Origin of the sequence: Stieleria mannarensis (assembly GCF_014154935.1) — a bacterium.
Lineage (GTDB): Bacteria > Planctomycetota > Planctomycetia > Pirellulales > Pirellulaceae > Stieleria > Stieleria mannarensis.
In genome coordinates, this window is sequence record NZ_JACEHH010000007.1 from 81,670 (window position 1) to 94,233 (window position 12,564).

At 60.4% G+C, this 12,564-nt stretch carries 10 protein-coding genes and 1 tRNA gene; 3 read left to right on the forward strand and 8 right to left on the reverse strand.

Annotation, left to right across the window (positions count from 1 at the left end):
• Positions 1-85: 85 nt before the first annotated feature.
• Both H1B37_RS06930 and glyA read right to left on the reverse strand, forming a co-directional pair.
• Positions 86-550, reverse strand: coding sequence for a response regulator (locus H1B37_RS06930; RefSeq protein ID WP_182865906.1), 465 nt, complete (start codon positions 548-550; stop codon positions 86-88).
• 78 nt (positions 551-628) lie between these two features.
• Entirely contained in the window at positions 629-1,891 is a 1,263-nt protein-coding gene (gene glyA / locus H1B37_RS06935) for a serine hydroxymethyltransferase (protein WP_182865976.1), read from the reverse strand.
• Between the two features lie 374 nt (positions 1,892-2,265).
• On the opposite strand from glyA, the gene H1B37_RS06940 reads away from it, so the two are divergent.
• Positions 2,266-5,265 (forward strand): zinc-dependent metalloprotease, encoded by a 3,000-nt coding sequence (locus tag H1B37_RS06940; protein WP_182865907.1) that lies wholly within the window; start codon positions 2,266-2,268, stop codon positions 5,263-5,265.
• Positions 5,266-5,553: 288 nt separating this feature from the next.
• Here the strand turns inward: H1B37_RS06940 and H1B37_RS06945 are convergent, their stop codons facing one another.
• Both H1B37_RS06945 and H1B37_RS06950 read right to left on the reverse strand, forming a co-directional pair.
• Positions 5,554-6,180: a GNAT family N-acetyltransferase gene (locus H1B37_RS06945; RefSeq protein WP_220498078.1), complete on the reverse strand. Its 627-nt coding sequence runs from the start codon at positions 6,178-6,180 to the stop codon at positions 5,554-5,556.
• 95 nt (positions 6,181-6,275) lie between these two features.
• Positions 6,276-7,079 carry a glycosyltransferase gene (locus H1B37_RS06950; protein WP_182865908.1) on the reverse strand — a complete coding sequence of 268 codons (804 nt, stop codon included), beginning with the start codon at positions 7,077-7,079 and terminating at the stop codon, positions 6,276-6,278.
• A gap of 222 nt (positions 7,080-7,301) precedes the next feature.
• Between H1B37_RS06950 and H1B37_RS06955 the strand changes: the two genes are divergently transcribed.
• The gene (locus H1B37_RS06955) at positions 7,302-9,050 is read left to right on the forward strand and encodes an alpha/beta hydrolase (protein ID WP_182865909.1); all 1,749 of its coding nucleotides are present in this window, start codon (positions 7,302-7,304) and stop codon (positions 9,048-9,050) included.
• Between the two features lie 84 nt (positions 9,051-9,134).
• Here the strand turns inward: H1B37_RS06955 and H1B37_RS06960 are convergent, their stop codons facing one another.
• The 3 genes from H1B37_RS06960 to H1B37_RS06970 all read right to left on the reverse strand — a co-directional run bounded on the left by H1B37_RS06960 (position 9,135) and on the right by H1B37_RS06970 (position 11,244).
• A complete protein-coding gene (locus H1B37_RS06960; protein ID WP_182865910.1) occupies positions 9,135-9,548 on the reverse strand; it encodes an STAS domain-containing protein in 414 nt (137 codons plus the stop codon).
• A gap of 669 nt (positions 9,549-10,217) precedes the next feature.
• Positions 10,218-10,514, reverse strand: coding sequence for a hypothetical protein (locus H1B37_RS06965; protein ID WP_182865911.1), 297 nt, complete (start codon positions 10,512-10,514; stop codon positions 10,218-10,220).
• A 436-nt stretch (positions 10,515-10,950) separates the two neighbouring features.
• Positions 10,951-11,244: a hypothetical protein gene (locus H1B37_RS06970; RefSeq protein ID WP_182865912.1), complete on the reverse strand. Its 294-nt coding sequence runs from the start codon at positions 11,242-11,244 to the stop codon at positions 10,951-10,953.
• Between the two features lie 412 nt (positions 11,245-11,656).
• Here H1B37_RS06970 and H1B37_RS06975 point away from each other — a divergent pair.
• Positions 11,657-11,730, forward strand: a tRNA-Val gene (locus H1B37_RS06975).
• A 176-nt stretch (positions 11,731-11,906) separates the two neighbouring features.
• Here H1B37_RS06975 and H1B37_RS06980 read toward each other — a convergent pair.
• Positions 11,907-12,389 carry a hypothetical protein gene (locus H1B37_RS06980; protein ID WP_182865913.1) on the reverse strand — a complete coding sequence of 161 codons (483 nt, stop codon included), beginning with the start codon at positions 12,387-12,389 and terminating at the stop codon, positions 11,907-11,909.
• Positions 12,390-12,564 lie beyond the last annotated feature (175 nt).

Below are 12,564 nucleotides of genomic sequence, written 5' to 3' on the forward strand. Positions count from 1 at the left end.
ATCACTCAGCCCCCATCATTCTGCCCCGTATCATTCTGCCTCTTATCGTTTTGCCCCTCCCGCCTCAACCGCAAGGCGGCCACGATCACGACGCCCGCTGGGCATCTTCCATCGCCTGGATGTACTGCTGCAGCCGCTTCAGTTCGTCGTTCATGCCTTTCAGCTTCAGCATGTTCTCGACACGTTTCAGCAATTCGACCTTTTGCACGGGCTTGCTCATGAAGTCGTCGGTCCCGGCGGTGACGGCGCGTTCGATGTCGCCGAGTTCATTGAGTGCCGTGACCATCAACACCATGACGTGCGAGGTGTCGGGGTTGTCCTTGATCTGTTTACAGACCTCGAACCCGCTCAGCTTGGGCATCATCACGTCCAACAACACGACATCGGGTTCGAAGGACGCGATCTTGTCGAGCGTGTCTTGACCATCGACCGAGGTTTCGATTTCACAATCGATCTCTGCCAGGTAGGCTTCAAGCAACTCTCGATTGGCGACGTTGTCGTCGGCGATCAGGATGCGATGCGTGCCCTCTGGCAGTGTCGAGTCGGACATGGTCTACGTACTGAAGTATGAGGGGGCGATGGGTAGGAAAGAAAACCGGCGGGCGGGCAGCCGATTTGCGGCGACCGCCTAAGCGATCACCGCACTGGACTCTTGGTCGGCGGGGACGGGAAAGCTGGCACACATCTCGCGGATCTCGCCGCGAATTTTTTCGTGCAGCGCGGTGTCTTCGTGGTTGGACAACGCGCTGTGGATCCAGGCACCGATGCGGCGCATTTCGGTCTCGCCCATGCCGCGGGTCGTCAGTGCCGGCGTCCCGATCCGGATCCCGGACGGATCCATCGGCTTTCGCTGGTCGAACGGGATCATGTTCATGTTGACCGTGATACCACAACTGTCCAACACCGACTCGGCGACTTTCCCGCCCAATCCGACGGCCGTCACGTCGACCAACATCAGGTGGTTGTCGGTGCCGCCGCTGACCAGCGGTAATCCGGCGGCGACCAGCGTTTCGGCCAGGACCTTGGCGTTGTCGACGACCGCTTGAGCGTAGCCGCGATACTCATCGGTCAACGCTTCGCCGAAGCACACCGCTTTGCCGGCGATCACGTGCATCAGCGGTCCGCCCTGGGTTCCGGGAAAGACGTTTCGGTTGATCAGTTTTTGATGTTCTTCCTTGCACAGGATCAACCCGCCGCGGGGGCCACGCAGGGTCTTGTGCGTCGTCGTGGTCACGTAATCCGCCAGTCCGACGGGGCTGTTGTGGATTTTGGCGGCCACCAGTCCGGCGTAGTGTGCCATGTCGACCATCAGCCGCGCGCCGACTTCCTCGGCGATCTCGGCGAACTTGTCGTGGGGGATCTCGCGGGGATAGGCGCTGGCCCCGGCGACGATCAGCTTGGGCTTGTGCTCCCGGGCCAGCGAGGCGATCTGGTCGAAATCCAATCGGTTCGTGTCTTGGGTGACGCCGTAGGAGTGGAAATCGTACAGCTGGCCACTGATATTCAGCTTCATGCCGTGGGTCAAGTGACCGCCCTGGGCCAAATCCAACCCCAGCACCTTGTCGCCGGGTTTCAAGCACGACAGATAGACCGCCGTGTTAGCCTGGGACCCACTATGCGGTTGAACATTGGCGACTTCGGCGCCGAACAACTGCTTGGCCCGATCGATCGCCAGCGTTTCGACGACATCGACGTGTTCGCATCCGCCGTAGTAGCGTCGTCCCGGGTAGCCTTCGGCGTACTTGTTGGTCAGGACGCTGCCGGCGGCCTGCATCACCGCGTAGCTGGTGTAGTTCTCGCTGGCAATCATTTCCAGGCCATCGCGCTGACGGCGGGCTTCGTCCTGGATGGCGTCCCAAATCTGGGGGTCTTGTTGCTGGAGCGGATTCATCATGGCCTTGCGGTGAGAAAAACCTGGAAATTGGAATTCGGGAACAAATCGTTCACACGAAGCTTCTAAGTAAGGATTGTTGATGCGGAATGAATACCCGTCAATCCTTGGCAGAAAGGATCCCCGGCCCCTCGCCGAGTCCTAAGTGAACCGTGATCGCGTCCCGCCGCGAACCGAACGGGCCCGCAGAATCGTAAAAAGAGTCCCACAGGAATCGTTAAAAGGGTACAATCGACGGATTGGTTTAGGCAGCTTTTGCCGGTCCCACCGGGGATCGCCTTTGACTGCCCGCCCCCCGCCCTGGCCGATGCCCCGCCAAAGCGTGACCTACGCTTGCTTCGTTTCCATTTTCACCTGATGTTTGAGTGCCTGGAATGAAATACGCCGTCGCCGGTTTTGTTTTTCTATTGTGTGTGAGTGCGGCTGAACGTCGCGTTGTCGCGGCCGATTTGCCGACTTTCGACAAAGTTTCCGAGGGCTACGAGAAAGTCCCCGTTTCCGACCAAGAGAAGCGGAAGGGCTTTTTCGACGTCTGGCAACGCACCAAGGACGCGCAGCTGCTGGCCGAATTGCCCAAGAATTTCGCGACCAAAAGCTACTTCATCGCGCTGACGATTAGCAGCGGTGACACCTACGCCGGCCTGCAATCCGGTGAACTGGTCGTCAAATGGCGTCAGTATGACGACCGCTTGGCCCTGATCGCACCGAACCTGTCGATCCGCGCCACCGGCGACCCGGAATCCAAGGCCTCGGTCGAACGCTTGTTCACCGATCGCGTGCTGTTGGACATTCCGATCCTCGCCAAAGGCGGCTCGGGCGGCCCGGTTATCGACCTGGACGCGCTGCTGTTGGGTAACGCCAGCACCTTCTTCGGACGCAGCGTGCGGATTTCCAATTCACGCATCAAGAAAATCGACTCGATCAAAGTCTTTCCGTCCAACGTCGAAGTCGCCATGGAAACCGTCGGCAGCTCCGGGCGGTTCCAAACCCTGCACTATTCCTTCAGCGAAGTCCCCAGCCCCTCCAGCGGATTCAAACCCCGGCTGGCCGACCAACGCGTCGGATACTTCACCACCACCTACAGCGACCTCAGCAAGTACACCGACGACGAAACCACCATCCGGTACATCAACCGCTGGAACCTGCAAAAGCGGGATTCGAAGCTGAAACTCAGCCCGCCCAAAGACCCGATCATCTTCTACGTCGAACACACCGCCCCGGTCCGCTATCGCCGCTTCATCCGCGCCGGTGTCGACTACTGGAACAAGGCCTTTGAAAAAGTCGGCATCGTCGACGCGATCGAGATCCGTTACCAAGACGCCGAAAGCGGCGCCCACATGGAAAAAGACCCGGAGGACGTTCGCTACAACTTCATCCGCTGGTTGAACAACGATATCGGAACCGCCATCGGCCCCAGCCGCGTCCATCCCATGACCGGTGAAATCTTGGACGCCGACATCATCCTGACCGACGGCTGGATCCGTCATTACAACTACCAGTACGACGACCTGCTGCCCAAGTTGGCGATGGAAGGCGCCAGCCCCGAAACCTTGGCCTGGCTCAGCGAACACCCTTCCTGGGACCCTCGCATCCGCATGACCTCGCCGTCCAAAGTCCCGCAATTGCGCGAGCAGATCGCCCGCGACGCCCGAAAGCCCTACGCCGGGTTCTCCATGGCCGCGGCCGATGCCTCGCTGATCGGCGACGATGAATTCGACGGACTGATCGGCCACCTGAGCCAAAAGAACGGCATGTGCATGGCCGCCAACGCACGCAGCTTGGACCTGGCCGTCGCCCGCATGGACTGGGCCCTGGCCATGATGGACGACAAACCCAAGGCCGCTGAGGAAGAGGAAAAGAAGGACGACGAAGAGGAAAAAGACGACGCGGAGAAGGATGACGAAGCGGACAAGGACGAAGACGAAGACAAGGACGACGACGCGGACAAGGACGAAGACGCGGACAGCGACGAAAAGGACAGCGACGAAAAGGACAGCGACGAAAAGGACAGCGACGAAAAGAAAGAGGACGAAAAGAAAGAGGACAACGTCGACATGCTCGACGGCATGCCCGATTGGTTCGTCGGACCGCTGCTCTCGGATCTGGTCGCCCACGAAGTCGGGCACACCCTCGGATTGCGTCACAACTTCAAAGGCTCCGCGCTGCATTCGCTTGATAAAATCAACAGCGAAGAACTCAAGGGCAAAGAAGTCTTCTCGGCCTCGGTGATGGACTACATCCCGATCAACTTCCGCTACGAAAGCGGCAAGGTCCAAGGCGACTACACCATGATCGACATCGGCCCCTACGATTACTGGGCCATCGAATACGGTTACACCTTCGACTCCAAAGCCCTGCCGGAAATCCTGAAACGTTGCGTCGAACCGGAACTGCAATACGCGACCGACGAAGACACCAACGGCCCCGATCCGCTGGCCCGTCGCTACGACTTCTCCGCCAATCCGCTCGATTACGCCCAAGAGCAGATGAAGCTGGTCAAAGTCTATCGCGACCGGATCTTGGACAAGTTTGTCAAAGACGGCGACAGTTGGGCCAAGGCGCGTCGAGGCTATGAATTGACGCTGTCGATCCAAACCCGCGCGGCTAGCATGATGGCCAACTGGGTCGGCGGCGCATTCGTCAACCGTGACAAGAAAGGCGACCCGAACGATCGACCGCCGGTCGTCGTTGTGCCCGCCGAACAGCAACGCAAAGCGATGCAGTTTGTGATCGACCAGACCTTCAACGACGAAGCCTTCGGCCTGACTCCCAAATTGCTCGAACGCATGACCAGCGACCAATGGCTCGACGGCGGTGCCCACTTCGGCACCTCCGGCGAAGCGACTTGGCCGATCCACGATCGAGTGCTGGGGCTGCAAGCCTCCGCGCTGACCTGGTTGATGAGCCCGACGACGCTGCGTCGTGTCTACGACAACGAACTCCGCCTGCCGGCCGAAGACGATGCGTTGACGCTGCCCGAACTGCTCAACGCGATCAGCGACGCCGCCTGGAAGGAACTCGATTCGGAATGCCCCGAAAACCGAAGCAACCGCCAGCCGATGATCAGCTCCCTGCGACGGAACCTGCAACAGGAACACGTCCAACGATTGATCGACCTGATCCTGGAAAAGAACGACGGCGCGGCGGCCTACAAACCGATCGGTGATCTGGCCCGCATGCAACTGGTCGACCTGATGAAAAAGATCGACCACCGAATCAAGAAGTGCGAAGACAAGATGGACGCCTATTCGCGGGCCCACCTGCACGAAGTCTCGATGCGAATCGAGCAGGCACTCAAAGCTGGCTACACCTACAACTCCGCCAAAGCGATGAACATGCCTCGCATGCTGATTTTTGGTGAATCCGCCGAGTAAAACGACACGATCCACCGTGACAAACGCCACACGGCCTTTCCCACCGGAAAGGCCGTGTTTCGTTGGTGCGTTACACCGCGTCGAGGCCCGCGCCTTGTTAACGCTGCGGGCTCGTCAATCAACAGGCTCCCAAGAGTCCCGCCCCCCCGCACTCCACCGAAGCTTGATTGTCGGTTGGGCTGGACAGTCGCCGTCCTCTCCGAGGTCGGCGTGAGGCGAAGCTTCGCTTTTTGGGGCGCCGAGTTCGGAGAACACGGCGACTCTCTGAATGCATCGGCTACCCGCAGATCATCCCAACACCGATCCATCGGTTGATCCGTCACCGGCCCAATTGGCTTCAAACGTCAGGTGTGTTTTCACGGTCGGCCATTCCGCAGCGATGATCGAATACACGCAGGTGTCTCGCAGCGTTCCGTCGGCCAACACCTGATGGCTCCGCAGCACCCCGTCCAGCTTCGCCCCCAATCGCTCGATCGCGGTTCGGCTGCGGCGGTTAAAGAAGTGCGTGCGAAACTCGACGGCGATGCAATCCATCGTTTCAAACGCATGGGACAACAACAGCAGTTTGCATCGTGTGTTCAGCCCGCTACGCCACACGGACTCGCGATACCAAGTCGACCCGATCTCCAATCGCCGATTCGTCGCATCGATGTTCATGTAGGTGGTCATGCCGACCGCCCCGCCCGAAGCCTGGTCGATGACCGCAAACGGCACCATCAACCGCCGCCGGTACAACTCCAATCGACGCGAGATTTCGTCGGCCATCGCTTCGGGTGCGGGAACGCTCGTGTACCAAAGCTCCCACAAACGACCATCGCGAGTCGATTCGACAAGCTGATCATGGTGGCGTCGGTCAAGCAACTCCAAACGAACACCCCCGCCACAAAGCGTCACCGCATCGGCCCATCCCATCATGCCGCCCCACCATCATTCTGCCGTTGATCGTTTTGCCCCCATCGTTTTGCCCCCATCATTCTGCCCCGTATCCTTCCGCCTCCCTTCATCCCCTCTCAAGCAGCCCGGATCTGGTCCAACCCTTCCGCCGCCCGCGTCACCCCTGTCTTACGAACCAGTCGGCGGATTTCGCGGTTGCGTTGCCAATCCTGGTCGTTGACATAGCCGCGGTCATGGTCCAAGTGATAGCAGACGGCACGGTGCCGAATCTGCATTCCCAAGACACCGGCGTTCTCCAAACGTTCGCCCAATTCCCGGTCCAATCCGCCGTAACGCATTTCGTGGTTGAACCCGTTGGCCCGCACCACGTCCGATTTCCAAGCCGATGCATTGTGCCCGTTGAACGTCGGTCGCGTCGTGGTGGCCAAATCCAGCGCCTTGGCAAGTCCCGGATGCCCTTGGATCCACAACCACTTTGCCGGCACGTCGTTGCCGTGCTGCTTCAACCAGCCCGGATCGGTAAAGTCGTTGTAGGCCACGTCGCCGGCCAGGATGCGGTTGGTCAACTCGCGATTCAGCCGGTAGCAACCACCGGACAGGAATCGGCCCGGCGCGGCCAAGCGGAGGTGCTGGGCGACGAAATCGCGACGCGGCACACAGTCGCCATCGGTAAAGATCAAATAATCACTCTCGGTCGCATCGATCGCACGGTTCAAGATCCGTGTTTTGCCGAACCCCTGGTGCGTCTGGGAAACGTAGCGGATTCGGAAATCGGCTCGCGTCGCAAACGAATCGATCACCGCCCGCGTCTGCTCCGTTCGGCCGTCCTCGCCCACCACGATCTCAAACTCCCGGACCGACTGATTGGCAAATCCCTGCAACACCTGGTGCAGGTACTGGGGCGATCGAAACGTCGTCATGATGACCGACGCAGAAATGGAAGCGGGGACAACGGGGGTGAGGCGGTGCGAATCCATTCGACAACACTTTTTGGCGGGACGATAGAAGGGGAATTTGGCTTAGTAAACAGCATCATGCGGACACGGGTAAAGATTGATCTGGCGCAATTGGCATCGACCTGGACCGATTCGGCAGGGTATCGATAACCCACTTGCCCCTCCGCACGCGCGAGACCTATCGACATGCACCTTGCACAATGCCCAGCCCAGCAGCCCACCTTCCCGTCCGCCGGCAACGTCCGCCGATCGATCACGTTGCTGGCATTGTTAGTCCTCTGCGGTTGCTCCGGCGAACGCGGCGAAATGACAATGCGAGAACCGGACGGAGACACCGAGTCCATCGACGAGCGGATCGAACAAGAAACCGAGGTGGCCACGGCGATCCCCGATCCAGCCACGTCGCCACAGAATCGCGCCGCCCAACCCGACCAGTTGCCTGAGCCCCTGGCGCCCTTCCTGCCGGGGACGCCGCCCCTGCCGGCGCCCCTGCCGGCGCCCCTGCCAGCGCCCCCGCGGGCCATGGCCATGGAAGCCCCGTCGAACGAACGGGTGCCCAAGTCGAGCGCCCAGTCACCGCCGCCCCCGATGACCGCGCGGGCGCCCTCGGCTCCAGAACCACTGCCTCGCCAAACCGGCCCTTTCGGCACATTGCCGGCCGGCGCGACGCATGACGCCGGCCAGGCGTTTGCCACCGTCGCCGTGTACTACGCCACCGACCGCCAGCGTGATTCGGTTCCCTTGTCCGCCTATGACATCACCGGCAACCGCGACGCCTTGGTGCTACTGGGCGGATCGGCGCTCGTCTTCCTGACGCTATCGGGGGTCAATCTTCTACGCCGCCGCTCGCAAGTCGCGCTCGGGTTTGCCGCCTTTGGCGGAGTATCGCTCGTCGCCGCGTCGGCGGTTCTGCTCTCGGGAACGGCGAACATCGAAAAACATGGCGTGACCTACAACGCCGAACGGGGAAGCTTGGTCAAAGGGATCGCCAAGGTGACGGTGCCCGACACGCACCAGCGCGGCGTCGTCGAGCGTCCCAGTTTGCTGCGTTTCGAAGTCCGCGAAGACCAACAAGATCACATCGTGCTGACCAGCGCGACGGAGCTTTCCGAAACCGAATTCCATCGGCAGTTGTCCGAAACGGTGGCGCTGTCGCCGGGACAAGATTTGCTGGTCTTCGTTCACGGCTACAACGTCGACTTTCAATCCGCGGTCCGACGAACCGCTCAAATCGCCGTCGACCTGCCATTCGAAGGCGTCCCGGTCTGCTACAGCTGGCCCAGCCAAGGCACGCTGTTGGGCTACACCGTCGACGAAAACAACGCCGCCTGGACACAGTCCCACTTAAAACAGTTCCTACTGGATTTGGCCCAAGAAAGCGGCGCGCGTTCGATCAACGTCGTGGCCCACAGCATGGGCAACCGCCCGACGACCGGGGCGATGGTCGAAATCGGCTGGCAGCAACGCGTCTCCGGCGGCGACCAAGACAAACTGTTCGACCGTGTCGTGCTGGCCGCTCCCGACGTCGACGCCGATCGGTTCCGCCGCGATTTGGCTCCGGCGCTGACCTCCATCGCCGACCACGTCACCCTGTACGCCTCCTCAGACGACCAGGCATTGATCGCTTCCAAGCAGGTCCATGGCTACCCCCGCGCCGGCGAAAGTGGCGACGACATCGTGGTCGTCCCGGGAATCGAAACGATTGATGTCAGCGGGATCGATCTCAGCCTACTCGGTCACAGCTATTACGGCGATGCACCGTCGATGCTGCACGACCTCTACCTGCTGGTCCGCAATCGGTTGCCGGCCACCGAGCGCCCGCAACTCGTCCCCAGACCCCTGGGTCGCGAGACCTATTGGAAACTGATCGGACAACCAGAGAGCGGGTCAGCATCCACCGCGTCAAGATCCACCGCCCAGCCTTCCTCGCGTTAACGCCTTTGCAGCATCGCAAACAAGCCTGTCGTCGCCTGCGATCGCCCGCCGATGTCATCGTGTTGACATCCGAGTGACTTCGCGCTAGACCGAAACCGTGGCCTGGGGCGTTGCACGGTCAGCGTCGACCGCCGGGGCACCGAGGGCGGAATCATCGGTGCCGAGCCCCTCGATCTCAAAGATTCGTTCCAGCCGGGTGATCCGAAAGACGTCACGCACCACTTCGCTCAGCGAACGCAGACGCAGATTCACGCCACAGGCGCGCGACTGGGCCTGTAAGCGAATCAGCTCGTTCAATCCCGCGCTGCTGATCCAGGTCACACGTCCGAGATCGACCACCACCTCGGTCACCAGACACTCGCGTGGCTGGTCCAATTCGGCGCTCACCCGGGACGAGATTTGCTGGGCAGATTTTCGGCGGTTGATCACCTTTAGCGAAGGCGACACGACCATCGCCGAGTCGTGGAAATGGATCTCAACGGCCGAAGGACTACTCATCGATCAGGAGTGCTCTGGTGAGTAAGGGAAAGTAACTTTACCGAGCGTCGCAGCTGTGGTGGAAATGCTACCCTCGACCATCCCCGAGAGATTCCCCCCGGCCCGATGGCGATGCGAAAACCCGCTGTTTTCCGCACTCAAACAGATGCAAGCATACCAAAATCGCCGAACCATGGCAAACAAAACCGCGTCTTCTCGGCACCAATTCTCTGAGCGTGGCAATCCACCGCAGAGGACTCGGTGAGCGGGGGAATCGGCCCACTTACCCGCGGCGACGCGCGAGCAAGATTCGCAATCACCGACGACGTGCGACCAACGCACCGATCTCGGAAAGGCGATGCGACCCCCTCCCTGGCGGCGAGGGGCCTGGCGGCGAGGCGTATAGGCATCAAATCAAGACGAAACCCTTTCTGGAAGGGAGGCTCGAGCGTAGCGAGGGGAGGGTCGATTGGTGGTACTTGAGTGCTTCCGAGCCACAGCGAACCCTCCCCGCGTCGTCGCTCACTCCTCCGCGCCCCTCTCAGAGAGAGAGAATCTCATTCGGGCTGCCAGATGCTGTGGTCTTTGTGTCGACGATTTCATGGGAGCGTCAACGCCTGGCGACACACCGGTGGACAACACACACCACGATCGGCTGCGAAGCGCAGCAACGGCGATGTCCCTGGCAAGCTAACCCTCTCCCTGTTTCGGGATCACCAATGCGTGAAAGGTGATCACACATCCGAACGCGATCATCGAAAGCCCCAACCAACGAGGCGGCGTCACGCGTTTCTTGGGGGCGGGCGTGACCGGTTCGAAGATCGCCCCCAGCGTCGTCGAATTGTCGACCAACGGTGTGTTGGTCATCTTGGCAACGAACCGCGTCGTGCGTTCGTTGAGCACGAAGGATTCGACGCGACGGAATTGCAGCCCCAGCAGGATCAGCAAAATACCGCTCAGGAAATAGCGATTTCGATAGAAAGACATAGATCGAGCTCTGTGGTAATCGTCTTGGGAGAGACAATCGTGTACTGACCGACGATCAGCCCCGCGTCCAACATTCCAGCGGCTTGGCCCGCCGGAGGCCTCGGCCAATGGCGACCAGACATCAGGCGGCAAACCGTTTGATTAGCATCGGCACCGCCCGCGTCAGACCGTGAACGCCATCGACAAGTGACAGGTCGCCAAGATCAAATCGGACGTACCAATCGTGCCGACCGCGCCGCCTGGCGCGCGGGACCGTCCCGTTAAGGGCTGAGGCCGATCGCGCTAACTAAGAACGATCCGACCGTTTGGGCAGGAGTTGCTCGGCGGAGGGGTGTACGACGTCCCTTCGAGGTCGTCGCTCCAATGCCCACGGGTGACGGTTCGGAAGGGCCCTCGTACACCGAAAGGTGATCGCAAAACGCTGGACGGTCCGGTGCTATTGTCCACCAAAGACGTCGTCGACCACCCGCCGCATCGCGTCGCCGAAACTGCGGTGAGCGGAATCTTCCAGCAAATCGGCTTGATTGCTGCGCATGATCGCGGCCGCCAGCGGCTTGTGGGCCTGCCAGTCCTGCAGGTCAAAGGCGCGGATATCGGTGTAGATCCCCTGCAGGTTGTTGCTGATTTTTGGCACCAGGACGACGCCGTTTTTACCCCGCACGATGTGGTAGTGCATGACCACGAACAACAGCAGCGCGCCACAGAACATTCCGGCAAAAAATCGAGACATCACGGCGGCCATCGAAAAAGGGGAAACTGGCGGTCAAAACGCGTCCCCGCCGCAGCGGCCGCGGAGTCGTTTTCCCCGCTGCCCCCGATTGGCGGGCAAGGAATTCGCGGGCAAGGAATTCGCGGGCAAGGAATTCGCGGGCAAGGGCGACCGGTCGGGATCACGAGAAACCGGCCGGGGACGTTGTCAAAAGACCGCCAGACATTCTTAGGCACCGGCGCTCGCCGGGACAAGTCCGAACTTTTTTCGAGCTTTGGCCAAGGCATCTTGACGGCACGTCGCGATCGCTACAGACTACGCATCCGATTGATCGGCAGAGAAAGTTGAAGTTTCAGCCCCCGACGTCCGATCAGAATCCCTACCACCGCCGATCAGCCACCGCCAACCGCACCAACGCTGATCAAAAACAAGCGGGCGATTAGCTCAGTTGGTTAGAGCGCTACGTTGACATCGTAGAGGTCACAGATTCGAATTCTGTATCGCCCACTCCCGAAAACCCCGTGAAACCAAGCGTTTCGCGGGGTTTTGTCGTTTCGGTGGGGTTTGGGCGGTAGAAAGGTGGCGACGATGTTTACGGTGATCAAGTGAAACGCCGTGCCGCCCTGATCGTCTCAGCCGTAATGTCATGCATCGGCATGGCGAAACCGGGAAGGCGGTGGGGTTCAGTGATCGCCGGCCGATGTTCGAGGCAAAAAAATCGAAATCATCAGACCGATGATCCCAGCAACCGATATCCAGCGCACGGCGCCGGTTTCGAAAACGATCGTCGCTGAGACGATGATTGCCGCGGTGAACCAAAAGACGATCGGGTCGATCCCCGGCCATCGCCGCCCGCTGATCGCCATCGCGGTCGAGTAGCCCAGCCAGACAGCGGCAAAGGCGAAATTGACATAGACGCCCCAGCCGGCGCGGATCCCGGTGACCTGCTCGGATTCCTCCGCCGTCGCCTCGATCGCCGCCTCATGGCTCCAGCCATACGCGAGTCCGTAGCTGGCCAGGATGTGAAACGCGATCATCACACTGCCGAACAGCCATGCGAAACAGTAGACGGTCTGCCACGTCGGATTGCCGACACCAGCGTCGCGGCGACGGGCAAAGCTGCCGACAAACCAGCCGGCCAGAGCAAGCCAAACGGGGACAGTCATCAGCCAGTCATCGAGCATGGTACGTCAATGGGATGGACGGGTGCCGGAGTGCCCTGCTCCGGTTCACGAAGGTTCACTCTCCCACGAACCTAACCGTGATTCTGAATAGTCTCGATTTGATGCCACCCGACAAGCGTACTAGGCGGCGATGGTCGATGTGCCAGCGTCACGCGAC